Here is a 23,184-nt window from a genome sequence, read left to right as displayed (position 1 = left end):
TTCCGGCGGTGAACACCGCTACGAGTGGTCGTCCGACAGCGCTCCCGAGAGAAGGCCGGAAACGCCGAGCCGTTCGAGCGACTGGCGTGCCTGCTCCGTGTGTTTCCGTCGCTCTTCCGGTTGGCTCGCCGCGAGCGCTTCCAAGTTGTCCACGATTCGGTCCCGCTCATCGCTGAGATCGGCCATCCCGAGACCGACGGCGAGCAGATTGAACGCGTCGGCGGCGGCGATTCGAACCCTCCCGTCTGGGTCGTCCAGCGCGGTGAGCAGGAACGAAACGTATCGTTCGCGCTGTTCCGCGATTTCGGCCTGGGAGCCGTCCTCGGCGGCGAGCACGTCGCTGCCGTCGGGGTGACGCTCGACGCCGGGATACGCCTCGCGAAGCGTCCGAACGGCAGACTGGCGGACGTAACCGTCCTCCGCGTCGTCGAAAACGGGGCGGCACGCGTCGAACAGATCGTCGTAGAGTCGGTACCGTGTAGCCGTGTCGAGATCGCTGAGATCGTCGATGACGCGGTTCGTCTCGTCGCTGTCGGCAGTAGTGAGCGTCTCCGCGACCACGTCGGGATCGGTACTCATATTTAGTGGATCGCCGCTATATTCAAAAATAGACCGGGCGTACACTCGACGACGGCTTCACGAGAGAGAATCTCGCTGACGGCACTAGACAGCAGTTTTGTACCCGGAGACCGCCACAGAAATCGATCGGCTGCTCAGTCGGGCGACCGAGCGCGGGTGCGACTGAGCGAAACAACTGACCGATGGCCGCTCAACTCGAGGGTGGGCGGCGATCATCGAGAGTTCGCGGACCTGTGAGGCCGCGAGAGAGTTTTGAAATGGTGGCCGAGAGGGTCACTCGGCCTGAGCGGCGTCTTCGCCAAAGCGTTATGCCGCTTCACGGAGAGATGCGACGATGAGCGTGACCATATCCGTTGTTTCGACGCCGAACGTACTCGGCGGAAAACCGCGGGTAGAGGGGACGCGCGTCGGCGTCCACCGAGTGGGATCGCTGGTCCGCGAGCACGATTGGTCGACGGCGGCCGTCGCCGAGGAGTTCGGTCTGACGGCCGACGAGATCGACGCCGCTATCGAGTACTACGAGTCGAATCCCGACGAGACGGAAGCGATCGCGGCGGAGGCGGAAGCAAATCGTGAGCGACTGACCGACGTGAGTCGCGCGCCGTAGCGATGCGACTCCTCTGCGACCAGAACGTCGCACGTCGGTATATCGACGCCTGTCTCGAAGCGCCCGACCTCCGAGCGGTCACTATCGCTGACGCGCTCGATCCGCGTGCGACCGATCCCGATATCGCGGCGTACGCTCGCGAAAACGGGTACGTCGTGTTGACCGCGGACGATGACTTCTTCGAGCTGTCGAAACGATGTGGCTGCCTGTGTTTCCACCAGCTCGATCAGCCGCGTGTGGGGGATGTCCCAACTGCCATCCGGCGGATCGATGACGCGTACGACGACCGCGCCGAGATCGTCGAGGTCGTCCCGAACGGGCGGGTCTGAGCTACTCGTACGGCTCACAGACCATTTCGACGCCCTCTTCGAAGCTAATCTCTGGCTCCCAGCCGGTCGCCTCGTGGAACGTCGAGTAGTCCGCCATCGTGTCGTGGACGTACCCGTCGAACGGGCACTCGATGTAGACGGGGTCGATCTCCGTGCCGAGCGCGTCGTTGATCAGTTCGACCATCTCGTTGAACGAGTACGACTCCTGAGTGCCGACGTTGTACACGCCCGTCAGCTCGTGGTCCGCGGCGAGTTCGCAGGCTCGGGCCACGTCCGAGACGTGCGTGAAGTCCCGGGTTTGGGTGCCGTCACCGAACAGTTCGGGCGCCTCGCCGTTCGCGATGGCGTCCGCGAACTGCGCGACCGTGTTCGCGTACTCGCCTTTGTGTTCCTCGTTGCCGCCGAAGCCCTGATACACCGAGAAGAAGCGGAGGCCGGCCATCGCCATGTCGTAGTGGTTGGCGTAGTACTCGGCGTAGCGCTCGCGCGCGAGCTTCGAGGCCTCGTAGGCCGTGCGCGCCTCGACTTCCATGTCGACCGGGGAGGGTTCGGTGCGGCTGCCGTAGATCGACGAGGTCGAGGCGTAGACGACAGTGTCACAGCCTTCCTTCCGAGCGCGCTCGACGGTGTTGACGAACCCCTCGACGTTGACGCGGCAGCCGCGCTGGGGGTCGCTCTCGTGCATGTTGCGCGAGGAGAGCGCGGCGAGGTGGAACACGACGTCGACGTCGACCGGGAAGTCCCCGTCGACGACGGAGGCCTCGACGAACTCCACGTCGGAATCGAGGTTCTCGGGCGTGCCGAGGTAGGTGTCGTCGACCGCGATAACGTCGTTGTCTGCCGCGAGGCGGTTCGCGAGGTTCGAGCCGATGAACCCGGCGCCGCCCGTGACGAGGACGCGTTTTCCCTGCATGGTCGGAGTTCGTCCCGGCCGAAGGATTATCGTGTCGGTTTCGACGAGTTCCCCGCGGCGGGCCCGGGACCAGTAGTGAGACCGACGCCGGTCCGATCAGTCGGTGGTCGGCTCCCCTTCGGCGGCGACCGGCTCCTCCTCGGCTCGCAGGCGCCGTTCGGCGCGGTCGCGGTCCTCGGGGTACCCCACGTCGATCCGCCAACCGTCCATCGCGATTGCGTCGATAGTCCGGCCGGACTCTAAGAGCAGATCGATCGTGTCCGGGAGTTCGTACTCGCCGCGGTCGGAGGGCTGGACGAGGTGACAGGCGTGGAAGATCGCGGGCGAGAAGGTGTAGAATCCGGTCATCACGGTGTTCGAGGGCGGGTCGTCGGGCTTCTCGACGACCTCGACTATCTCGCCGTCCTCGGAGGTCCGGCAGACGCCGTACCGCCCGGCTTCCTCGATCGGGACCTCCTCGACCAGGAAGGCGGCGTCCACGTCGCCGCGGCGCTGGCGCTCGACGACGTCCCCGATGTTCGCGCGGAAGACGTTGTCGCCGAGCATCAGCGCGAACGGCTCGTCGACGTGGGGTTCGGCCTGAAGGAGCGCGTGCGCGAGGCCGAGCTGCTCGCGCTGGTGGGCGTACGTGATCGGGATCCCGTCGAACTCCTCCCCGTACCGGTCGACGATCTGTTCTTTCCGATGGCCGACGACCACGACGAACTCCGAGATGTCGACGCCGACCAGCTGCTCGAAGACGTGGTCGAGCAGCGGGCGGCCGGCCACCTCGACGAGGGCCTTCGGCCTGTCGTCGGTCAGCGGCTTGAGCCTCGTTCCCTTCCCGGCCGCGAGGATGACTGTCTTCATACCCCGCTCTGGCCGGAACACGACCTAAAGTATGAGCCGCTTACGAGCGTTCCCCCGCGTTCAGCGCGACAGAGCCGGGCGCGGGTTCCGACTGCCGCGTCGGCGCACCGCGAGTCCGGGGGACGGCGGGGGAAACGCGCCCGCCGGCTGGGCCCGACCTCGGCCGTCACCGGTCGACGGCCGGATCGGAGATCGACTCCGGCCGTTCCGGTCGGTCGGCGTCGCCCCGGCGCATCCCGCGAACGCGGCCGGCAGCCCCGGCCAGCGTGCCGGCGCCGTGAAGCAGCGCCGACCGCACCGGGAAGCCGACGTAGTTCGTGGGCGTGACCGCGTCGCTGAGGATCGTCAGCCACTGGTCTCGCCGGCTACGTCCCTCCTTGTTCCACAGGTACGGCTGCTCCACCTCCTGTTTGTACGTCTTCGTCAGGTAGTCGACCACCGAGTCGGCGTAGGCGTGATCGACCACCAGTTCCGGGTCGTAGTAGATGGGGGAGACCGAGAGCACCCGCTCCGCGAGTTCGACCTCCTCGTGGCCCCACGGAATTCCCTCGTCCCACCCGCCTATCTCGTCGAACACGTCCCGGTGAACGCCCATGTTACACCCCCAAAACCGCGTGACGTAGCGCGGCTCGTCGCCGAAGTCGTAGTGGTTCGTGAGCGTCCCGGCGAAGACGTCGTCGCGGGGGTGGACCGTCCTGCCGGCGACCGCGGTCTCGGTCTCGAACACCTCCGACATCCGAGCGAGGTACCCGTCTCGGGGTCGGGAGTCGTCGTCGAGGAACACCAGTTTGTCCGACTCGGCGCGCTCGATGCCGGCGTTGCGGGCGGCGGTCGCGGTCGACTCGCTCTGGAGGCAGACCTCGTAGTCGGAGAAGCCGTTCGCCGCGAGGTGGTCGAGACACTCGACCTGGGCGGGGGGTTTCAGGGTAGGGATAATGACACTGAGGTCCGGCATACTCCCGTAAACGGTCATCGCGGGCTTTGTTATGAATCACATATCGCGCTCCTCGGCCGACGGCTTCGGGCTCCCGCGGCTCAGACGCCCCGAGGCGTCGGTCCGGTTCGAACGGCGTCCCGCCCCGCGACCCGTACCGGAGCGCAGCAGCGAAAAACCGGGGAAGGGCGGAGAGGCCGGTGTCGACCCGGCCGGCGCTGGTCCGTAGACGGCGTGCTCGCGCGTCGAACGGCGACCGTCTCCGCGTCGCGTGTAGGGGTCGTATAACTTTGTGGCCGTTCGCTATCTGTGATCGAAATGAACTACAAGCGCGTCGCGGATCTCAGCGCCGACGCAGGTCGGTTCGCTCGGGAGGACCTACGGGACGTCGACCTGGTCGTCGGGATCCCGAGAAGCGGGCTGCTGGCCGCGAACCTCCTCTGTCTCCAGCTCAACGTTCCGATGACGGACGTCGACGGGCTCTGCGAGAACCGACTGTTCGACAGCGGCGAGCGGCACGCCGATGACCGTTCGTTTCACGACTTCGACTCCGTGTTCGTCGTGGACGACTCGGTGCGGACGGGAAGCCAGATGACGGAGACGCGACGCAGGCTCGAAGGCCGGGACTTCCCGTTCGAGATATCGTACGGCGCCGTGTACGTCTCGCCGCGGGGCCGCGAGCACGTCGACCACTGGGGAGAAGTCGTCCCGATGCCGCGGGTGTTCCAGTGGAACGTGATCCACCATCCGGTGTTGAACGACTCCTGCGTCGACATCGACGGGGTCCTCTGTCGCGACCCGACCCCGGCGGAGAACGACGACGGCGAGCGGTACCGTCAGTTCCTGTCGGAGGTGGAACCGGCCGTCGTTCCGGACCAGCGGATCGGGCACCTCGTCACGAGCAGGCTCGAGAAGTACCGACCGGAGACCGAGGAGTGGCTGGACGCCCACGGGTTCCGGTACGACGACCTCGTCATGATGGACCTGCCGAGCAAGGAGGTCCGACAGGCGCGGGGGAGCCACGCGCGACACAAGGCCGAGGCGTACGACGCGACCGACGCGTCGCTGTTCGTCGAGAGCGATCCGCGGCAGGCGGCGGAGATAACGCGACTGACCGACAGGCCGGTCCTCTGTTACGAGACCATGGAGGTGCTTCACCCCGGTCGTGTGAAGCGGGCCCAGCGACGGGCCGGGACCCTCGCGTCGAGGTTCAGGGACGGTCCCGTGTCGTTCTCGGTGGCGGCCGCGGGACGCCTGTTCTCTCGCGGGTCCGCGCTCATCGCCAGCAAGTTCAGGTGAGACTGCGCGCTCGGCTGGCGGCCTCCCGGCGGTAATCGCCGCCTACCGGCGCGTAGGCCGGTCGTAACTACACCGCCGATCCCCGACGGGCGAGTATGGCCGAGCTATCCGAGCGAGCGGAAGCGCGTTCCGACATTCGACGGGCGACTCCGGGACGAGAATGAGGCGGTCGGACCGGGCGAACGGGGTACGGACCGACGGTGAGGGCCGCCCGAGAACTCGGCGTTTCACGGGGACCGAACCGGGGGCCGACCGATGACGCCGGGACCGCTGACGACGGCCAGCCGAGCGGCAAACCTCGTCAAACACCAGGCGCTCAAGCGACTGAACCGGCGGCGGAGCGCCGGCGAGGCGCCGGTCTCCCGGCTGGACGAGGTGCTCGACCGCCACGCCGCCGGCCGCTCGAAGGCCTTCGTCCACGTCGGGCTGAGCGACGTGAAACGGGCGTTCGGTGGCGACCCCTACGCGCTGCTCCGGTCGAAGCTCACCGACCGCTTCCGGAGCGTGCTCGCGCCGGGGTTCACGGACTACTTCGCGACGTCGGGCGTGTATCACAAGGCGCACTCGCGGCCGAAACACGGCACGTTCGGGACGCTGTTCCTCCGGGACGCCGACTACCGGACCGACGACGCGATGAAGTCGATCCTGGTCGACGGCCCGTATCGGTTCGACGGCTGCGTCCACTCGGACAGCTACCACGAGGACGGCTGTTTCGCCCGGCTCGTCGAGGAGGACACGCTGATCATCGACGTCGGGACGCCGTGGATCACCTGCTCGCACCTCCACTACTTCGAGAGCCGGGCGGGCCTCGAGTACGTCACCGAGGAGACTTTCGAGGGGGTGATCTGCGCCGAAGGGGGCGAGTGCGAACCGGTCGAGCAGACCTGCGGGGTCCGGACGTCGCCGTTCTACTCGTGGAACAAGCCGAAGCTGACGAGAGACCTGGAGCGCGACGGCGTCGTCCACCGGTACGACCTGAACGGACTCAGCGTGATCTGCTTCACGCTAGGCGACCTGAAGTCGTCGCTCGTGCCGCGGCTGAACGCGGACCCGAGCTACCTCGTGACCCTGTGACGCCGACCGCGCGGTAGCGACTCGCCTCGCGGCGGTAGCCGACGGATAACAAAACTCGCTCCGGCGGAGGTGCCGGTATGAACGACGACCCCCGGCCCGGTCGGCCGGTATTCGGAGGGAGGGAGCGATGAGCGCCGTCGAGACGGGCGGCGAGGAGGCGGCGTCCGAGTCGACGGCGAGCGTGCCGTCGTCGACCGAGGTGCTCGTCGTCGGCCCGGCGGGATACCGCACGGAGGGAACGGGCGGGATCGGCCGGTACATCGCTGAGCAGCGGCGGTACCTCGAGGACAGGGTGTCGCTGGAGGTCGTCGACACCGCCGTGCGGACTCCCGAGCGACCGGTCCAGTACCTCCGGACCGCGGCGGTCGTGTTGCTGACGTGGCTCGGGTTCCTCGCCCGCCGGCGCCCCGACGTCGTCCACGTCCACACCTCGCACTCGTTTTCCTTCTACATCTCGGCGCCGTACGTGCTCGTCGCGGGGCTGCTGTGGAACCGCCCGGTGATACTCCACGTCCACGGCTCCTCGTTCGACGCGTTCATCGAGGAGGCGTCGGCGCCGGCCGCCCGCTTCCAACGGGCGGTGTTCGACGCCTGTACCGCGGTCGTCGCCCTCTCGGACCACTGGCGCGACGTGCTCTCGGCCCGGGTCCCGCCGGAGCGCATCGTCGTCGTCCCCAACGCGGTTGACCCGGACGAGTACGATCCGGACCCCGCCGCGAACCCGCCGCACCTCGTCTTCGTCTCCAACCACATCGAGCGCAAGGGAATCGTCGAGGTGACGGAGGCGATCGACGAACTGCAGGAGGCCGGCGTCCGGTTCCGGGCGACGATCGCCGGCAGCGGGCCGCTCTCGGGTCACGCCGAGGCGCTCGCGGACGCGCACGACGACGTCGACTACGTCGGGTTCGTCTCCGAGGAGCGGAAGCGGGAGCTCCTCGGTGAGGGGAGCGTCTACGTCCTGCCGACGAGGGCGGAGGGGCTTCCCATCGCCGTCTTGGAGGCGATGGCCGGGGGGAACGCGGTCGTCTCGACCGACGTCGGGGGGATCCCCTCCATCGTCGACGAGGCGAACGGCGCGCTCGTCGCCCCCGGAGACGTCCGCGGGCTGACAGACACCCTCGGGGAACTGCTCTCGGACCCGGACCGGACCGAACAGATGGGCCGGGTCAGCCGCCGGCGGATCGAGGAGTCGTACGCGTGGCCCGACGTCGTCGACGAACTCCTCGGGCTGTACGCGCGCGCCCTCAACGACCGCGTCGACGGGGACGACGGTGCCGGCGCGGGGGTCGGCACCGGTGCGGACGGCGACGCCGGCGCGGACGACGCCCCCGACCCCGCCGTCGGCGCCGAGACCTGACCGGCGACGGTCTCCCGCGGCGGACACGGGCGCAACGGCGGAAACCCGCGAGAAAGCCGTTCCTGTCTAGCGGTATGAGCCGTATAATAATCAACACGGGTCCTGTCGGTGGGAGGTATGCGAGACCACCCTTCCGACGGCTCCGTCCGGCGGGTACGCGACGAGCGAGAGGCTCCGTGGGTCCCACCGAGCGCGCCGGAGGGTGCGTTCGAGCGGCGGGAGCTCAGGGTCGGCGCCAAGGCGCTCGTTACTGACCGCGACCGCGTGCTGCTCGTCAAGGAGCGTCACGGCGACGGCTCGACGTTCTGGACCCTCCCGGGAGGCGGCGTCGAGTCCGGCGAGTCGCTCTCGGAGTGTCTCCGCCGCGAGATCGACGAGGAGATCCGGGCGCCCGCGACCGTGGGCGAGCGGCTCGGCCGCTGCGTCTACCGCCACACGAGCCGGCCGACGACGACCGTCTACTCGGTGTTCGACGCGACCCTCGGGGCGAGACCCGAACCCGACCCGGCGGAGCGTGTCCTCGATCACGCGTGGGTAGCGCCGACGGAACTGCTGCCGACGACGCTCGATCCCGTCGAACGATTCATCGACCGGTCGGTGGCGGCGACGGACGGAGACCGATAAGCGTCCGCCCCGACCCACAAATGACAGAAACCCGGGAAAACGGACTGAGCCAGGACGCCCTGTTCAGCCTCCTCAGCAACCCGCGACGGCGCTACATTCTCCAGTATCTGAACAGGACGGGCGAGACCATCCGCCTCCAAGCGCTGGCGGCCGAGGTCGCGGCGTGGGAGAACGAGACGGAGCCGGAGGCGCTGACCAACAAACAGCAGAAGCGGCTGTACGTCTCCCTGTACCAGACGCACATTCCGAAGCTCGAAGAGGCCGGTATCGTCGAGTACGACGGCGACACGGGCGAGATCCGGCTCACCGACCGGGGCTCCGATCTCAACCGGTACCTCGACGCGGACGCCCCCGAGGGCGACGGCGGTCGCCCCTGGGGCCGGTACTACCTCCTTATCACGCTGGCCGGTGCGCTGGCGTACGGGCTGGTCGCGGTCGGCGGCGGCGGACCGTTAGACCGGACGGGACTGGTCGTGATCGGCGTCGGCTGGGTCCTGCTGGTCGCCCTCGCGGCGTTCCACGCCGTCGAGACCGAGCGTGGTGACGGCGACTGAGCGCGACGACGAGGACTGAGGCGCGGTGACGACGACGGAGGCGCGGCGATGGCACCCCCGTCAGTCCGCGCGCCCGAGGTTCCGAACCGGCTTCCACCCGGGCGTTCCGTCGAGGAACCACAGTGCCGCGGTCCCGCAGAGCAGGAGGGCTTCGAGCAGGAAGTACGTCCGTCCCATCCCCCCGCCGAGGAGGGCCCTGCTGTCCAACAACAGCTGCCAGGTCTTCGCGCCGAGCCCCGGCGCGGGCGCGGCGGGCGTCGAGTAGACCGGCCAGAGGAACGACGGGAGGATCGGCGGCCGGCTGAACAGGGCGGCGAAGAGGAGGTCCCCGAGCACGTGGCTGACGTACCCGACCGCGGCGGCGACGCCCAGTTCCGGGTACCCCCTGGCCCGGAGGACGGCGGCGACCGCGAGCGCCGCGGGAACGCCGACGAGCAGGGAGTGCGCGGCGCCGATCCCGTTGCTCAGCAGGCCGAACTGCCAGGCGAGCGGCTTGTCGACGAGGTCCGGTAGCTGCGTGGCGACCGCGAGGACGAGCGCGGCCCGGTCGCTCGGTCGGTCTCCGAACCCGATCCGGACGACGGCCGACAGCGCGACGTACCCGACCGCGAGGTGGCCCCACGGCCACATCTCACTCGCCGCCCCCGGCGGGACTGACGTCGACCCAGACGTAGGCCGTCCTGTACGCGGACGCCGCGGTCGGGTTCTCGGGCGGGTCGCCCCGGTAGAGGTAGGTGACAAACCGGACGGTCTCGCCGGTGAGCGTCGCCCGAAACTCCTGTTGCTCGCGCCAGCTCTCGCCGTGCGCAAGCTCGAACTCGTGCCGGTCGACCCGGCGCTTGTCCGCGACGACGATCGACCGGCCGTCGACCTCGACCCGCTGGACCTCCGTGACGGCCGTGTACTCGACCGACCGGTGCTCCTCGTTGGTCACCCCGACGGTGACGGCCGCCGACTCGCCCTCAGTCAGCGCGTCCGGGTACTCGTTCGCGACGAGTTCGCCGTCCTGTTCGGTCAGCAGGTGGAGGTCCGTCGTCGCCTCTCCGTCCGCGGGGACGGCCACCGCGGCGCCGAGCGCGGCGACCGCGAGGAGCATGCTGGCCGCGAGGACGACGGTGACGGGGGTCACGTCGCCGGAGAGCCAGCCGTCCGGCGCCGACGTATCGCCCCGCGAGCCGACCGACAGGGTTCGGCCCCCGCTCGCGGGGCGGCGGGCGCGACGCGCGACCGTCGCCGCGGCGCCGGCGAGGACGTACGCGGACGCGGCCGCGACGAGTCCCCACCGGGTCAGCGCCCCCGCGGCGACGGACACGAGGAGGGCCAACAGCGGGAGCACCGCCAGGCTGCCGCCGAGCGAGAGCGCGAACCGCTCGACCAGGGCGGGGAACGTCCACGGCTCCCGCTCGCGCTCGGCGTACGCGAACGCCGCCGTCACGTACCCGGGGAGAACCAACAGGAGGAGGGCGGCGAACGGGAGTCTGACCGCGCTCGCCGTCCCGACCGCGGTGGCCACGACCGCGACCGCGACGATCCCACCGACGGCGAGGAGGTCGCGGCTCGCCAGCAGCTCCTCGGCCGCCGAGCTCATCGCTGTCTGGAACCGACGTGACCGGTCCCGAGGGGCGCGTCGACGGGGGCGGGCGGTCCGGATGTTCCGGTGCGAGCCGAGTCGGTGCGGGCCGAGTCGGTGCGAGCCGAGACGGTTCGGACGCGACGCCACAACCGGCTGCCGCGCGACGCGGACGGTTCCGACACGCGTGAGACCGACCGCTCGGCGTCTCGATCGCTCATTTCCTCTCCCTCCGTCGAGTCGGCATATGGTTATGCGGAGCATATCCCGCCCGCCGGGCGGAGCGCCCGACCGTGCGGCGGCCCGGTAAGTCGACGTTACCGCCAGACCGCGACGGATCGAGGGCCGCGAGACCGCGGCGGCCGCGTCGGCGCGTGCGGTCGCCAACTCGCATAAACGATCTCCACGGCTTATACCCGTACGGGCGGTAGGGGGGCTGATGGAGAACGAGCGGAACGAAGACGCCACAGACGACTGGGACCAGATCGGGTTCATCATCAGTTCCAAGTACCGAACGGCGGTGCTCGAACAGCTCGCCGACGCCCCGTCTATCCCCTCGTCGATCGCGTCCCGCACCGGACTCCCGATCACGCACGTCTCGCGGGCGCTCCGGTCGCTCCGCGAGCGCTCGCTCGTCGAACTGCTCGTGTCGAAGGAGAAGCGAAAGGGGCGGATCTACGGCATCACGGAGAAGGGGAAGCGGCTCTGGAACCGCATCGAGTCCGAGGAGCTGGCCGACCGATCGAGGTGAACTCCCGTTCACCCGTCGTCCGCGGCCGCGGACGCGTTCGTCGGGGTGTCGACGTAGTAGACCGTCAGTTCGCCGTTGTCCCTGATCGCGCCGACGTCCGGCTGGGACGCCACGGCGTCGAAGCTCTCCTGTGAGTACCGCAGTCCGCGGTACGCGACCACCTCGCGCTGGTAGTCGGCCGCCGCGACCGCGAAGTAGTGGTCGCGCCTGACGGACTCGTCGGAACTGTTCGCGTAGAACGCGGGGAGCCCGCCGAGCATCGCCTCCTCGGGGACGGGGCCGCTCGACCGCGGCTTCGGGGTCACCCCCCCGTCCCACGGCGCCGTCTCCACCCCGTACAGCGCCACCTCATAGCGGTCCGACGAGTGCCGCACGCCGCCGAACCACACCGGCGACCCGTCGGCCTGGCTCGCGAACGTCCGCTCGTAGCCGTCCATCTCGCCGTCCGGCATGTGCGACCCCGAGAGGTAGACGAACGGCGACGGGAACACCGTGGCCAGCGACAGCGACAACACCAGCACGACGACCGCGACCGCGACGACCGACCGGGCCTCCGGGAGCGCGGCGGCGACGCGGTCACCGACGGACCGACCGCCGCCCGACCGGACGCCGGCACCGCTCGAAGCGGACTCGGGGGGCGTCAGCGGGGACTCCGTCGACAACAGGTACCGGACGCCGACCGCGCCGAATATCGTGGCGAGCATGGTGAGGAACCCGACGTGCCGGAACAGGTACGTCGAGATGGAGCCGACGAAGTGCGCCGCGAAGAAGGGGAGAATCGCCACCATTCCCCCGAGAAACAGCGTGGTGACGCCCGCCGCGGTGTCGGACGTCGACCGCATCGACCGGTGGCCCTCCAGCGGGCTCAGGTACCCGGTGACGAGGCCCACCACGGCCCCGGCCGCCAGGAGCGAGTAGACCGCGCCGACGCCGAACAGCTTGACGAACAGCTCCTGAACGCTCGCGCCGATCGACGAGGCCGACTCGCCCTGCGCCTCGACCCGCGGCGTCGTCTCCCCCTCGCCGGCGACGAACTCGGTCACCGACTGGATCATCGCCTCCGCCGTGCTGACGAACGCCCAGTCGTGAGTCGCGATCCAGACCGCAAACACCCCCGTGAGGAGGACCGTCTGGAACGTGAGCAGGCGGTAGTCAGCGAGCGCGCTGGCGGGGCGGAACCGCCGGTACGCGTGCTGCGTGACCGTCATCCCGCCGAGCAGGAAGACGAGGTTCAACGCGATCTGCGGGTGGACGACCACCAGCGCGACCGAGACCAGCGGCAGGAGGTAGGTCGTCGGCACCGGCCGCGTCGCTCCGGCGACGAACCCGACTTCGTCCCCGATCGCCGCCTTCCGGCCGACCGCGCCGCTCCCGTCCGCGAGGCGCTCGACGACGCGCTCGCGCCCGTCGCCGCCGACGAGGTGCGCGAACACCAGGTAGATCACGAAGGGGACGAACAGCATCCCGATCGAGTACGTGTGGAAGTGGAGGTAGGTGCTGACGTTGTTTATCGGCAAGAGTAGGAATCCGGAGAAGGCACCGATGGCGAGCGCGCGGCGGTCGGGAACGACGAACCAGACGCAGCACGCGACGCTCGCGAAGAACGACAGCGCGTACGTCCACATGACGAGCATCATCGACCGAGGTGTCTCCACGCCCGCGACCGCCGTGAGGCTGTTCGCGATGAGATGCCCCCCGGGGTACAGCAGTTCGAGCGGGTCGCCGCCGCCGCGCATCGTCCGCGCGAAGCCGAGGTGGACGAGCGAGTCCGCCCGGCCGTAGAAGTGGTAGCCGCGGATCAGCGGGAGTCCGGCCACCGTGGCGGCCCCGAGGCCGGCGAGCAACACCGCCGGCGCGAGGTACCGCTCGTCGGAGAGGCAGACCGCGACCGAGACCCCGACCGCGACGGCCAACGCTCCCCACGTCGCCGGCGGCGTCGCCGCGTAGATCGACAGCTCGTAGCCGGTCGCCGGCGCGGTGTAGGCGGCGGCGACGGCGGCCGCGAGCGCTAGGTAACCGACCGCGAGGGCGGCCTCGACGAGGCGTCCGTCCCGCCGTCGAACCGGCGCTCTCACGCCGGACAACTCCGTTCGCGCTCTCGCGGTCCGCGGGCCGACCGCGGTCTCTCCGGCCGGACGGGCTGGTGGACGAACACTACCCCATCGAGTCCGGTGACGGCTTTTGTTATGGGTCGGCTACCCGGCGCGGGAGCCGGCGCACCCGTCGCCGCGCCGCCGCCCGCCCGGTAAGCGATCTATTACAATTCGATCCTCGCCCCGAAGACGACCACATGCGATTCGTCTTCTTCGCCAACACGCCCGCTCACGTTCACCTCTACAGACACGCCGTCGGGCGGCTCGCGGACGCCGGGCACGACGTGCTCGTCCTCGCGCGGGACTACGGCTGTACGGTGGCGCTGCTCGAGGGGTACGACGTCCCGCACCGCGTCTACGGCGCCTGCGGGACGACGAAGGGGTCGCTGTTCCGGAACCTCCCGCGCCACTACGCCAACGTCCTCCCCGCGGTCAGGTCGTTCGACCCGGACGTGATCTTCGGGGTCGGCGCCTACGCCGCCCACGCCGGGCTGGTGAGCCGGTCGCCCGCCGTGTTGGTGCTCGACTCGGAGCCGACCTCGATCGACCACGCCATCTCCCGGCCGTTCGCCGCGGCGTTCCTCACGCCCCACGCCTTCCAGAAGGACCTCGGGGAGAGCCACTACCAGTTCCGCGGCTTCTGCGAGACGGCGTACCTCCACCCGGACGTCTACGAGCCGAACCCGGCGATCCGCGACGACCTCGGTCTCGGCGCGGACGAGGAGTTCGTCCTGCTGCGGTTCAACGCGTTCGGCTCCCACCACGACGTCGGTCAGTCCGGGTTCACGCCGGAGCAGCGGCGGCGGCTGATCGAGGCGTTCGCGGAGCACGCCACCGTGTTCGTCTCGGACGAGGGCGGGACGCTGGACCTCGACTCGCTGCCGGCCCGCGAGTTCGACGTCCACCCCGCGCTGCTCCACGACGCGCTCTCCGCGGCACGGCTCGTCGTCACCGACACGCAGACGGTCTGTACTGAGGCCGCCCTGCTGGGCACGCCCGTCGTCAGGTCGAACTCCTTCGTGGGCGACGGCGACATGGGGAACTTCACGGAGCTGGAACGGCAGGAGCTGGTCGTCAACACCGCCGACTTCGACGAGGTCCTCTCGACGGGTGTCGGCGTCCTGCTTGACGAGTCGATCGGGGTCGAGTGGCGGCAGCGCCGGAACGAGTACGTCGGCGGCCTCGTGAACCTCACCGAGATCATCGTCGCGTGCGCCGAGGCGGGCGGTCCCGCGGGGGTCGCGGGGCTGGAGCGCTGGCGCGCCGGCGCGGAGCGGTCGGGCTCAGAGCGGTCGGGTTCGGACCGGCAGGCGGCGGTCACGGAGGAGTCGACGTGACCGCGTCCGGTCCGGAGCAGACGGGGGGCGAGGCGGAGCGGCGGCCCGGCGACGAGGCGGACGCCCGACCCGACGACGCCGACGGGACGCCCTCGCTGGAGACCACGGAGCGCGCCGACGCGATCCACCGCGTCACCGACGACGCGGTGACGCGGGCGTTAGAGGACACGCTCGCGTACGCCCGCGAGCGCGACTACGTCGGCTGGGACTACTTCGACGGCATGAGCAGCCGCTTCCGGCGCTGGCTCCCGTTCGAGAACAAGTGGGCCAACATCGCGATTCAGGAGGGGATCAAGCGGTTCCCGGTCAACGTCCGTCGGCTCATGCTGGTGGAACAGCGGCAGAGCTTCAAGGGGACCGCCCTGTTCGCGCTGGCCAACCGGGCGGCCGCCGAGCGCCTCGGCGAGGAGGGGTACGGCCGCGAGGCCGACCGGCTGGCGACGTGGCTCGTCGAGAACCAGAGCCGCGGGTACGCTGGGTTCTGTGGCGGCCACCAGCACGCGACGCAGGGGCTCCGGAAGCGGCTGCCGGCGAAGCACCCGGGGATCGTCTCGACCGGCTACGCCGTGCGGGCGCTGCTGTCCGGCGTCGAGGGCGACATCGACCGGAGAGGCGGCGGGGTCGGGAGCGACGGCGACCGCGGGGGCGACGGGGTCGAGGGCGCCGGCGTCGACGCCGCCGGGGGCGGTCCCGAGGGGGCCGACTTCGACGACGGCGGCTCCGGCGGGAGCTTCGCCGCGGTGGCCGAGTCCGCCCTGCCGTTCGTGTACGAGGACCTGAACTACCGGGAGTCGGGCGAGACGGCGCGGATCGACTACCACGCGAGCGCCGAGGCCGGGGAGACGACCGTGGTCAACGCGAACGCGATCGGCGCGCGGCTCCTCTTGGACCTCCACGAGCGGCGGCCGCGGCCCGAACTGCGCGAGCGTGCGGAGCGCATTCTGGACTACGTCGCAGGCCGGCAGGCCGACATCGGCGGCTGGTACTACACCGACCCGCCCTCGGCGTCGCACCTCTCGATGGATAACCACCACAACGGGTTCGTCCTCGAATCGCTCCTCCGCTACCGGGCGGTGACGGGGTCGACTCGGTACGACGAGACGCTCGAACGCGGGCTGAAGTTCTACCGCGAGACGCTGTTCGAGCCGTCCGGGGCGCCCAACTGGGACGAGACCAGCGCCTACCCGAAGGACATTCACGCCGCCGCGGAGGGGATCGTGCTGTTCAGCGCGGCCGGCGACACGGCGTTCGCGTCGCGGATCATCGACTGGACGCTCTCGGAGCTGTACGCCGGCGACGGGCGGTTCTACTACCAGAAGCGCCGGTTCTACACCAAGCGGTTCACGCTGATGCGGTGGTGTCAGGCATGGATGGCGTTCGCGCTGGGCGAGTACCTCCGCGCCCGGCGCCGCGAGCGCGACGGGGCAGAGTGAAAAACAAGGGAATCGGGCGCGACCGCGGCGCTTCCGCGGTCGCTTCGAACGCTCCGATCGCTTCGAACGCTCCGATCGCTTCGAACGCCTCGATCGTCTCGGCTACTCCGACGACCCCTCGCCCAGGGTCGCCTCCAGCGCCGCGACGGTCCGGGCGGCCGCGTCGCCGCCGCCGTAGAGTTCGGGCTTCGGCGGGAGCGCGGAGCGGTCGGTCAGCGCGCGTGCGATGCGGTCGGGGTCGCTCCCGACCAGCACGTTCCACCCGGAGTCGACGGTCTCGACCCACTCCGTCTCGTCGCGGAGCGTGACGCAGGGCGTGTCGAGGTAGAACGCCTCCTTCTGGACGCCGCCGGAGTCGGTGGCGACCCTCGAGGCGTCCGAGAGCAGCCGGAGGAACTCGACGTAGCCGACCGGGTCGACGAGTCGGAGTTCGGCCGCGGCGCGGTCGTAGAGCCCGTGCTCGTCGAGCGCGGCCTCCGTCCGCGGGTGAAGCGGCAGGACCACGGGGCTGTCGATCCCGGCCAGCCCGTCGAGAACCCCGGCCAGCCGCTCCGGGTCGTCGGTGTTCGCCGCCCGGTGGACCGTCGCCAGCACGTACTCGTCGGGGCGGAGGTCGGGGAGCGGGAGCGGCGTCGACTCGTCGAGCGCGCGGTCGCGGACCGCGAGGACGGCGTCGTACATCACGTCGCCGGTCACGACGACCTCGCCACGCACGCTGTCCCCGCGGAGGGTCTCGGCGGCGTTCTCTCCGGGCGTCAGGAGGAGGTCCGAGCAGTGGTCGGTGAGGACGCGGTTCACCTCCTCCGGCATCGACCACTTCCCGCTCCGGAGTCCAGCCTCGACGTGCGCCAGCGCCGGCTCGCGCTTGGCCGCGACCAGCGCGGCCGCGAGCGTCGAGTTCGTGTCGCCGTACACCAACACGGCGTCGGGCGACTCCTCCTCGATCACCTCGTCGAGCAGGCGCATCATCTCGGCCGTCTGGGCGGCGTGGCCGCCGGAGCCGACGCCGAGGTTGTACTCCGGCTCGGGGATGTCAAGTTCGTCGAAGAACACGCCGGAGAGCTCTTCGTCGTAGTGTTGCCCGGTGTGGATCAGCACCTCCTCGTGGTCGTCGCGCAGCCGCCGCGAGACGGGGAACGCCTTCACGAACTGCGGGCGCGCGCCGACCACCGAACAGACCCGCACGGTCACTCCTCCCCCGCCGGCGCCTCCTCGGCCGGCGGGACCTCCTCGCGGGTCGCGGCCGCCTCGGCGCCGACGTCGACCCGCCACGGCGGGGCGTCCGAGTCGACTCGGACCTCCAGGTCGGCGTTCCGCCGCCGTTCGAGCGCGACGCCCGCGACGAACGAGACGAGGCCGAGCAGCGCGAGGGCGACGCCCGCGAGCGCCGCCGCGGAGGCGGACGCGAGGAGCGCGCCGAGGCCGACGCCGACCCCGGCGACGGTCGACCCGATCCCGAACAGCTGCGCGGCGGCGGCCGAGTCCCCGAGACCGTTCCCGGCGGCGGTGAACAGGCGCCCGAGGTAGCTCCGCAACAGCAGCAGGGAGAGCGCGGGAATGAACGAGCCGTACCGGATGTGACTGGTCTCGTCGCAGTACACCGCCCGCATGGGGACGTCGGCGATGCGCAGGCCCTGTCGGTTCAGCCGGACGAGCAGGTGGTTGCAGAACCCGTAGTCGTCGTACAGCGTCTCGAACTCGACGCGGTCGAGCGCCTCCCGCGAGACGGCCGTGTACCCGTTCTGCGGGTCGGTCATCCGCCAGTAGCCGCTGGCGATCCGGGTGAGCCCGGTGAGCAAGACGTTCCCGAACGTCCGCCACACCGACATGTCGCGCCTGTACTCCGTGTGTCGGAGGCGGTTCCCCTTCGCGTAGTGGGAGTCGCCGCGCACGACGGGGTCGATGATCCGGTCGAGGATGGCCGGGTCCATCTGCCCGTCGCCGTTCATCACCGCCACGACGTCGACGCCGGCGCCGTCGGCCACGGCGTTCCGGTAGCCGGTCTTTATCGCGCCGCCGACGCCGGTGTTCTCGCGGTGGCGGAGCGCGACGAACCGCCGGTCCGGCAGCGCGGTTCCCGAACGGGCGTCCCGGGCCACGATCCGGTCCCGCCAGGCGGGCCGCAGGCCGTCGGGGACCGACACGGCACCGCCGTCGGTGACCGGCTCCGAGGCCTCGGGTGCCGGGCGCAGGCGGCCGCCGGGGCGCTCCGACCCCTCGAACCCGGCGAGCGTCTCGCGGATCTCCGCCCACGTGCCGTCGGTCGATTGGTCGTCGACGACGTACACCCGGTCGACGAACGCGGGCACCGTCTCGATCACCTCGCCCACGAACCCCGCCTCGTTGTATGCGGGTATCACGACGGCGACGGCCGCGCCCTCGTACATCACCGCCACCCCCGCCCGACGGTGTAGACGTCGTGTGCGGTCCCCGAGAGGTCGAGCGCCTGCCGGCCGTCGACGACGGTGATGCCGCGGCGGGTCCCGTCCGGCCCCTCCCGCTCGAAGGCGGTCCAGTCGACGGCGTCGAACTCGTCGTGGGCGGTGACGAGGACCGCGGCGTCGACCTCGCGCCCACCGATATCGTCGAGGGGGACGTGCTCGCCCGGCATCTCCGGCAGCGCGTCGAGGATCGGGTCCACCGCGAGGACGGTCGCCCCGAGCCGGTCGAGCCGGTGGGCGACGTCTATCGCCGGCGACGCCCGCGTCTCGGGGACGCCGGCGCGGTAGGCCACGCCGAACAGGGCGACCGTCGCGCCCTCGATGTCGCCGTCGAAGCCCGGCCCGTCGACGAGGGTGTCGACGACGAACCCCGGCATCCGCTCGTTGACGTCGCGGGCCGTCCGGATCAGCGGCGCGCGGCCGTCTATCCCGTCGAGGAGGAAGTACGGGTAGTAGGGGATGCAGTGGCCGCCGACCCCCGCGCCCGGCGTGAGGATGTCGCAGTACGGCTGCGTGTTCGCGGCCGCGATCGTCTCGACGGCGTCGACCCCGAACTCCTCGGTCAGCGTCGCCAGCTCGTTGGCGAGCGCGATGTTGACGTCGCGGTAGACGCCCTCGAACAGCTTGACGCACTCCGCGGTCCGGGCGTCGCTGGTGCTGACGACCTCGTTGTCGGTCAGCTCGCCGTAGACGAGCTCGGCCGCCCGGCCGCTCTCGGCGTCGACCCCGCCGACGACCTTCGGGTACGATCCGCGGATGTCTTCGAGCGCCCGGCCGCTGGCGGTGCGCTCGGGCGTGTGCGCCAGCCCGAACTCGCCGCGCTCGCGGTCGCCGGCCGTCAGGATCGGCTCGACGACCTCCTCGCAGGTCCCCGGCGGGACGGTCGACTCGACGAACACGACGTCGCCCGGGCCGAGGCCGGCGCCCACGGTCTCCGCGGCCGCTTCGAGCGCGGCGAGGTCGGGGTCGTCGTCCCCGTCGATCACGGTCGGGACGACGAGCACGTGGACCCGGGCGGCCGCGGCGGCCGCCTCGCCGTCGGTCGTCGCCGCGAACCGGCCGTCCGCGACCGAGTTCGACAGCAGCGCCGACAGCCCCGGCTCGTGGTCGAACGGGTTCGTGCCGTCGCTCAGCGCCGCGACCCGCCCCGGGTCGATGTCGACGCCGGTGACGGCGCCCGTCGCCTCGGCGTACACGAGCGACAGCGGCAGTCCGATCTTCCCCATCCCGTACACCGCGACGGGCGCCCGTCCCTCTCGGAACGCCGCCAGCTTCTCCGCCGCGCTCGCGTCGCCGCCGTACAGGCCGACGGTCTCGGTCGGCGGCGCGTTGACGGTCATCGTCCACCCGTCCGAGCGACCGTCGCGTCGGGCCCGCCGACCGCGTCGCGGATGCGGTGGACCAGCTCGATCGCCCGGATCCCGTCGTGACCGGTGACCTCGGGCGTCGACCCCGACTCCACGGCCGAGACGAACGCCTCCAGCTCCGCGCGGAGCGGCTCGCCGCTGTTGACCTGCGGCCGCTCGACGACGCTCTCGGAGCGGTACCGAACGTCGCCGTTCGACTCGACGTAGCCGGGCAGCGAGTGGCGGTGGATCTTCACCGACTGCGTCAGGTAGTCCAGGTTCACCCGGCACTCCCGCCCGGTGACCGCCAGTTCGCGGACCTTCTGGTGGGTGACCCGGCTCGCCGTCGCGGTCCCCAACACGCCGTTGTCGAGCCGGAGCGTCGCCGCGACGTGCGGCTCGCCGTCGACCCCGGCCGCGAACGCCTCGTCGACCTCCGCGTCGAACAGCGACAGGATGACGTCGAGGTCGTGGATCATCAGGTCCTCGACCACGCCGTCGGCGTTCTCGCGGTCCACCGGCGGGCCGAGCCGCCTCGCGTCGACCGCGAGGACCTCCATCTCCGCCAGCACGTCGACGAGCGCCCGCACCGCCGGGTTGAACCGCTCGACGTGGCCGACCTGAAGCCGGAGGTCGTTCCGGTCCGCGAGCGCGATCAGCTCTCGCCCCTCCGCCGGGTCGTCGACGAACGGCTTCTCGACGAGGACGTGGGTGTCGGCTTCGAGCGCCTCCCGGACGATGGGCGCGTGGAACCGCGTGGGGACAACCACCGAGACGGCGTCGACCGCCTGCAGCAGCGTGCCCCGGTTGAGCGCCCGCGTCCCGTGTTTCTCCGCGATCTCTTTCGCGCGGTCCCAGTCGTCGTCCGCGACGCCGACGAGGTCGACGTCGGGCGAGCCGGCGTACACCCGGGCGTGGTGCGCGCCCATGCTCCCGACGCCGACGACGCCGACGCGCAGCGGGGCGTCGTCAGTCATCCGCGGCCACCCCCGTCTCGGCCAGCCCGTAGTGGCCGCGCACGGCGGCGGCGACCCGGTCTATCTCCTCGTCGACGAGCCCCGGGTGAACCGGCAGCGACACCACCTCGTCGACGATCCGCTCGGCCGTCGGGACCGACGCCTCGTACCCGTCGTAGGCGGGCTGGTCGGGAATGAGCGTCGGGTAGTAGACGGCCGTGTCCACGCCGCGCTCGTCGAGGTGGTCCCGGAGCGCGGCGCGGTCGGGACACCTGACCGTGTACTGGTGGTAGACGTGCCGGCGGCCCGGGGGCTCCGTCGGGGTGACGAGTTCCGGGACGTCCGACAGCGCCGCGGAGAGCCGCGCCGCGTTCTCGCGGCGGCGCTCGTTGTACCCCGGGAGCTTCCGGAGTTGTTCGACCCCGATCGCTGCCGCGAGGCTCGTCAGCCGGAGGTTGTGGCCGACGGAGACGTGGTCGTAGCCGTGGGCGGCGGCGTCCGCGCGGCCGTGGTTGACGAAGCGGGCGGCGCGGTCGGCCACCCCCTCGTCGTCCGTGACGACCATCCCGCCCTCGCCGGTCGTCATGTTCTTCGTGGGGTAAAACGAGAAGCAGCCGGCGTCACCGAAGGTCCCGACGGGCGTCCCCTCGTAGGCCGCCCCGTGGGCCTGCGCGGCGTCCTCGACCAGCGCGAGGTCGTGTTCCTCGGCTATCTCGGTCAGCCGACCCATCTCCGCCGGCAGGCCGTACAGGTGGACCGGGAGGATCGCCGCCGCGTCGTCGTTCGCCTCGACCGCGGCCTCGACGGCGTCGGGGTCGAGCGTGTACGTCTCTGGGTCGACGTCTGCGAACACCGGCCGGGCGCCGCAGAGCCGGACCGCGTTCGCGCTCGCGACGAACGAGAACGGGGTCGTGACGACGGCGTCGCCCTCGCCGATCCCGACGCCCTCGAGCGCGGCCTGGAGGGCGGCGGTCCCGTTGGCGGTCGCGACGCCGCGGTCGGCGCGGCAGTACTCCGCGAACCCGCGCTCGAACTCCCTGACGATCGGGCCGTCGGCCAGCCGACCGCCCTCCAGCACGTCGCGGATCCGATCGAACTCCCGTTCCCCGACGTCCGGGTCGGCGATGGCGATCCGGCTCATGCTATCGAGTTCGGGCCGTCGAGCGGCTCCGGCAGGTCGCGGGGCGCGGCGGGGACGCCGGCGACGAGCGTCTCCGGCGGCACGTCCTCGGTGACGACGGCGCCGGCGGCGACGAACGACCGCTCCCCGACCGAGACGCCGGGCAGCACCGTCGCGTTGGCGCCGACGGAGACGGAGTCGCCGAGCGCGGGCCCGTCCAGGTCGGCGTCCCGCCGGACCGGGTATGGGTCGTTCGTCAGCACCGCGCCGGGACCGACGAACACGTCGTCTCCGATAGTCGTCTCCTGCGGGACGTAGACGCCGCTCTGGAGGCTAACGTTCGAGCCGACCGTCGTCTCCCCGTCGATGACGGTGTTGGTCCCGACCAGGACGTCGTCGCCCAGTTCGGTGCGTTCCCTGACGAGGACGTTGTGTCCGGTCGTGAAGCCGTCGCCCGCCCGCACGTCCGCGTACACTATCGATCCGGAGCGCACCGTCGCGTCGGCGCCGAGGACGGTCGCGCCGGCGTCGGCGGCGTACTCGTAGCCGAGCGTCGCGCGCTCGCTCACCGTCGACCCGGCTCCGAGCCTGACGTCCGCGACCGTCGACGCCGGGGCGTTTCGCTGTGTGTCTCCCATGGCTGATTCGTGTGGCGCTGCGCCCGGTCCGGCCATTGTTATAGAGAGGCTTGCCCGGGTACGGAGGCCATACTCGGCCGGCCGGCTCGGCGGGCGATACCCGGGGGGCGGCCGGCGTCTGTCGGTTCAGTCCCCGCTCGCGGCCCGTCGAGGCGGACGACGGGCGAGGGCCGCCCCGGCTGGGGGAGTCGCGGCCCCGACTCGGGATGACAAGGGCGTGGACGCGGCGGGAAAGCCCGGATTAGCCGACCGACGCGCGGAGTAAGGGCGGGCGGTCGCTCGGCGGCGTCCCCTTACCCGACTCGCGTTCCCCGGGGATCGTCGCTCGACCGGCGGGAGCGATCGGGGACGCTGGGCGCTGTACACCCGAGTAAGTCCGT

General features: G+C 70.8%; 23 protein-coding genes. 10 read left to right on the top strand and 13 right to left on the bottom strand.

Annotation, left to right across the window (positions count from 1 at the left end):
* Positions 1-18: 18 nt before the first annotated feature.
* Positions 19-579, bottom strand: coding sequence for a hypothetical protein (locus KI388_RS04595; RefSeq protein WP_215088197.1), 561 nt, complete (start codon positions 577-579; stop codon positions 19-21).
* A gap of 334 nt (positions 580-913) precedes the next feature.
* On the opposite strand from KI388_RS04595, the gene KI388_RS04590 reads away from it, so the two are divergent.
* On the top strand, positions 914-1,186 hold the full coding sequence (locus tag KI388_RS04590; RefSeq protein ID WP_215088196.1) for a DUF433 domain-containing protein: 273 nt from the start codon (positions 914-916) through the stop codon (positions 1,184-1,186).
* A gap of 2 nt (positions 1,187-1,188) precedes the next feature.
* Positions 1,189-1,515: a DUF5615 family PIN-like protein gene (locus tag KI388_RS04585; protein WP_215088195.1), complete on the top strand. Its 327-nt coding sequence runs from the start codon at positions 1,189-1,191 to the stop codon at positions 1,513-1,515.
* Position 1,516: 1 nt separating this feature from the next.
* On the opposite strand, the gene KI388_RS04580 is transcribed toward KI388_RS04585, so the two are convergent.
* The 3 genes from KI388_RS04580 to KI388_RS04570 form a co-directional block, all read right to left on the bottom strand.
* Entirely contained in the window at positions 1,517-2,428 is a 912-nt protein-coding gene (locus KI388_RS04580; protein ID WP_215088194.1) for an NAD-dependent epimerase/dehydratase family protein, read from the bottom strand.
* Positions 2,429-2,524: 96 nt separating this feature from the next.
* The gene (gene aglF, locus KI388_RS04575) at positions 2,525-3,277 is read right to left on the bottom strand and encodes a UTP--glucose-1-phosphate uridylyltransferase AglF (RefSeq protein WP_215088193.1); all 753 of its coding nucleotides are present in this window, start codon (positions 3,275-3,277) and stop codon (positions 2,525-2,527) included.
* A gap of 166 nt (positions 3,278-3,443) precedes the next feature.
* Positions 3,444-4,232: a glycosyltransferase gene (locus KI388_RS04570; RefSeq protein WP_215088192.1), complete on the bottom strand. Its 789-nt coding sequence runs from the start codon at positions 4,230-4,232 to the stop codon at positions 3,444-3,446.
* Between the two features lie 297 nt (positions 4,233-4,529).
* Here KI388_RS04570 and KI388_RS04565 point away from each other — a divergent pair, with 297 nt between their 5' ends.
* The 5 genes from KI388_RS04565 to KI388_RS04545 all read left to right on the top strand — a co-directional run bounded on the left by KI388_RS04565 (position 4,530) and on the right by KI388_RS04545 (position 9,119).
* Positions 4,530-5,510 carry a phosphoribosyltransferase family protein gene (locus tag KI388_RS04565; protein WP_215088191.1) on the top strand — a complete coding sequence of 327 codons (981 nt, stop codon included), beginning with the start codon at positions 4,530-4,532 and terminating at the stop codon, positions 5,508-5,510.
* A 255-nt stretch (positions 5,511-5,765) separates the two neighbouring features.
* Entirely contained in the window at positions 5,766-6,584 is an 819-nt protein-coding gene (locus tag KI388_RS04560; protein ID WP_215088190.1) for an AAC(3) family N-acetyltransferase, read from the top strand.
* Between the two features lie 127 nt (positions 6,585-6,711).
* Complete coding sequence (locus KI388_RS04555) at positions 6,712-7,941, top strand: glycosyltransferase family 4 protein (protein ID WP_215088189.1); 1,230 nt, start codon at positions 6,712-6,714, stop codon at positions 7,939-7,941.
* A gap of 117 nt (positions 7,942-8,058) precedes the next feature.
* A complete protein-coding gene (locus tag KI388_RS04550; RefSeq protein WP_215088188.1) occupies positions 8,059-8,565 on the top strand; it encodes an NUDIX hydrolase in 507 nt (168 codons plus the stop codon).
* Between the two features lie 20 nt (positions 8,566-8,585).
* Positions 8,586-9,119 (top strand): hypothetical protein, encoded by a 534-nt coding sequence (locus KI388_RS04545; protein ID WP_215088187.1) that lies wholly within the window; start codon positions 8,586-8,588, stop codon positions 9,117-9,119.
* Positions 9,120-9,179: 60 nt separating this feature from the next.
* On the opposite strand, the gene KI388_RS04540 is transcribed toward KI388_RS04545, so the two are convergent.
* Positions 9,180-9,749, bottom strand: coding sequence for a metal-dependent hydrolase (locus tag KI388_RS04540; RefSeq protein WP_215088186.1), 570 nt, complete (start codon positions 9,747-9,749; stop codon positions 9,180-9,182).
* A 1-nt stretch (position 9,750) separates the two neighbouring features.
* Positions 9,751-10,707 carry a DUF1616 domain-containing protein gene (locus KI388_RS04535; RefSeq protein WP_215088185.1) on the bottom strand — a complete coding sequence of 319 codons (957 nt, stop codon included), beginning with the start codon at positions 10,705-10,707 and terminating at the stop codon, positions 9,751-9,753.
* A gap of 421 nt (positions 10,708-11,128) precedes the next feature.
* On the opposite strand from KI388_RS04535, the gene KI388_RS04530 reads away from it, so the two are divergent.
* On the top strand, positions 11,129-11,440 hold the full coding sequence (locus tag KI388_RS04530; protein WP_215088184.1) for a winged helix-turn-helix domain-containing protein: 312 nt from the start codon (positions 11,129-11,131) through the stop codon (positions 11,438-11,440).
* Positions 11,441-11,448: 8 nt separating this feature from the next.
* Here KI388_RS04530 and KI388_RS04525 read toward each other — a convergent pair whose 3' ends face one another.
* A complete protein-coding gene (locus tag KI388_RS04525; protein ID WP_215088183.1) occupies positions 11,449-13,515 on the bottom strand; it encodes a hypothetical protein in 2,067 nt (688 codons plus the stop codon).
* Between the two features lie 215 nt (positions 13,516-13,730).
* Between KI388_RS04525 and KI388_RS04520 the strand changes: the two genes are divergently transcribed.
* Positions 13,731-14,870: a DUF354 domain-containing protein gene (locus KI388_RS04520; protein ID WP_215088182.1), complete on the top strand. Its 1,140-nt coding sequence runs from the start codon at positions 13,731-13,733 to the stop codon at positions 14,868-14,870.
* Positions 14,871-14,992: 122 nt separating this feature from the next.
* Positions 14,993-16,303 carry an antibiotic ABC transporter permease gene (locus tag KI388_RS04515; RefSeq protein ID WP_345777404.1) on the top strand — a complete coding sequence of 437 codons (1,311 nt, stop codon included), beginning with the start codon at positions 14,993-14,995 and terminating at the stop codon, positions 16,301-16,303.
* 102 nt (positions 16,304-16,405) lie between these two features.
* On the opposite strand, the gene wecB is transcribed toward KI388_RS04515, so the two are convergent.
* The 6 genes from wecB to KI388_RS04485 are packed head-to-tail and all read right to left on the bottom strand — an operon-like array spanning position 16,406 to position 22,804.
* The gene (gene wecB, locus KI388_RS04510) at positions 16,406-17,488 is read right to left on the bottom strand and encodes a UDP-N-acetylglucosamine 2-epimerase (non-hydrolyzing) (protein WP_345777401.1); all 1,083 of its coding nucleotides are present in this window, start codon (positions 17,486-17,488) and stop codon (positions 16,406-16,408) included.
* 2 nt (positions 17,489-17,490) lie between these two features.
* On the bottom strand, positions 17,491-18,690 hold the full coding sequence (locus KI388_RS04505; protein ID WP_215088179.1) for a glycosyltransferase family 2 protein: 1,200 nt from the start codon (positions 18,688-18,690) through the stop codon (positions 17,491-17,493).
* Positions 18,690-20,084, bottom strand: coding sequence for a nucleotide sugar dehydrogenase (locus KI388_RS04500; RefSeq protein WP_215088178.1), 1,395 nt, complete (start codon positions 20,082-20,084; stop codon positions 18,690-18,692). The genes KI388_RS04505 and KI388_RS04500 overlap by 1 nt, the downstream gene beginning before the upstream one ends.
* Positions 20,081-21,067 (bottom strand): Gfo/Idh/MocA family oxidoreductase, encoded by a 987-nt coding sequence (locus KI388_RS04495; RefSeq protein WP_215088177.1) that lies wholly within the window; start codon positions 21,065-21,067, stop codon positions 20,081-20,083. The genes KI388_RS04500 and KI388_RS04495 overlap by 4 nt, the downstream gene beginning before the upstream one ends.
* Positions 21,060-22,187, bottom strand: coding sequence for a DegT/DnrJ/EryC1/StrS family aminotransferase (locus tag KI388_RS04490; RefSeq protein ID WP_215088176.1), 1,128 nt, complete (start codon positions 22,185-22,187; stop codon positions 21,060-21,062). Before KI388_RS04490 ends, KI388_RS04495 begins: the two co-directional genes overlap by 8 nt.
* Positions 22,184-22,804, bottom strand: a complete 621-nt coding sequence (locus tag KI388_RS04485) for a DapH/DapD/GlmU-related protein (protein WP_215088175.1) — start codon at positions 22,802-22,804, stop codon at positions 22,184-22,186. The genes KI388_RS04490 and KI388_RS04485 overlap by 4 nt, the downstream gene beginning before the upstream one ends.
* Between the last annotated feature and the right edge of the window lie 380 nt (positions 22,805-23,184).

The sequence above is a fragment of the Halorubrum sp. 2020YC2 genome (assembly GCF_018623055.1).
GTDB lineage: Archaea > Halobacteriota > Halobacteria > Halobacteriales > Haloferacaceae > Halorubrum.
Note: the sequence above shows the minus strand (reverse complement) of the source record. Positions and strands in the feature narration are given on the sequence as shown.

Bases quoted from the DNA above. Each gene is read 5' to 3' on its own strand.
- KI388_RS04595 (WP_215088197.1), bottom strand. From the start codon at position 579: ATGAGTACCGATCCCGACGTGGTCGCGGAGACGCTCACTACTGCCGAC.
- KI388_RS04590 (WP_215088196.1), top strand. From the start codon at position 914: ATGAGCGTGACCATATCCGTTGTTTCGACGCCGAACGTACTCGGCGGA.
- KI388_RS04585 (WP_215088195.1), top strand. From the start codon at position 1,189: ATGCGACTCCTCTGCGACCAGAACGTCGCACGTCGGTATATCGACGCC.
- KI388_RS04580 (WP_215088194.1), bottom strand. From the start codon at position 2,428: ATGCAGGGAAAACGCGTCCTCGTCACGGGCGGCGCCGGGTTCATCGGC.
- aglF (WP_215088193.1), bottom strand. From the start codon at position 3,277: ATGAAGACAGTCATCCTCGCGGCCGGGAAGGGAACGAGGCTCAAGCCG.
- KI388_RS04570 (WP_215088192.1), bottom strand. From the start codon at position 4,232: ATGCCGGACCTCAGTGTCATTATCCCTACCCTGAAACCCCCCGCCCAG.
- KI388_RS04565 (WP_215088191.1), top strand. From the start codon at position 4,530: ATGAACTACAAGCGCGTCGCGGATCTCAGCGCCGACGCAGGTCGGTTC.
- KI388_RS04560 (WP_215088190.1), top strand. From the start codon at position 5,766: ATGACGCCGGGACCGCTGACGACGGCCAGCCGAGCGGCAAACCTCGTC.
- KI388_RS04555 (WP_215088189.1), top strand. From the start codon at position 6,712: ATGAGCGCCGTCGAGACGGGCGGCGAGGAGGCGGCGTCCGAGTCGACG.
- KI388_RS04550 (WP_215088188.1), top strand. From the start codon at position 8,059: ATGCGAGACCACCCTTCCGACGGCTCCGTCCGGCGGGTACGCGACGAG.
- KI388_RS04545 (WP_215088187.1), top strand. From the start codon at position 8,586: ATGACAGAAACCCGGGAAAACGGACTGAGCCAGGACGCCCTGTTCAGC.
- KI388_RS04540 (WP_215088186.1), bottom strand. From the start codon at position 9,749: ATGTGGCCGTGGGGCCACCTCGCGGTCGGGTACGTCGCGCTGTCGGCC.
- KI388_RS04535 (WP_215088185.1), bottom strand. From the start codon at position 10,707: ATGAGCTCGGCGGCCGAGGAGCTGCTGGCGAGCCGCGACCTCCTCGCC.
- KI388_RS04530 (WP_215088184.1), top strand. From the start codon at position 11,129: ATGGAGAACGAGCGGAACGAAGACGCCACAGACGACTGGGACCAGATC.
- KI388_RS04520 (WP_215088182.1), top strand. From the start codon at position 13,731: ATGCGATTCGTCTTCTTCGCCAACACGCCCGCTCACGTTCACCTCTAC.
- KI388_RS04505 (WP_215088179.1), bottom strand. From the start codon at position 18,690: ATGTACGAGGGCGCGGCCGTCGCCGTCGTGATACCCGCATACAACGAG.
- KI388_RS04500 (WP_215088178.1), bottom strand. From the start codon at position 20,084: ATGACCGTCAACGCGCCGCCGACCGAGACCGTCGGCCTGTACGGCGGC.
- KI388_RS04495 (WP_215088177.1), bottom strand. From the start codon at position 21,067: ATGACTGACGACGCCCCGCTGCGCGTCGGCGTCGTCGGCGTCGGGAGC.
- KI388_RS04490 (WP_215088176.1), bottom strand. From the start codon at position 22,187: ATGAGCCGGATCGCCATCGCCGACCCGGACGTCGGGGAACGGGAGTTC.
- KI388_RS04485 (WP_215088175.1), bottom strand. From the start codon at position 22,804: ATGGGAGACACACAGCGAAACGCCCCGGCGTCGACGGTCGCGGACGTC.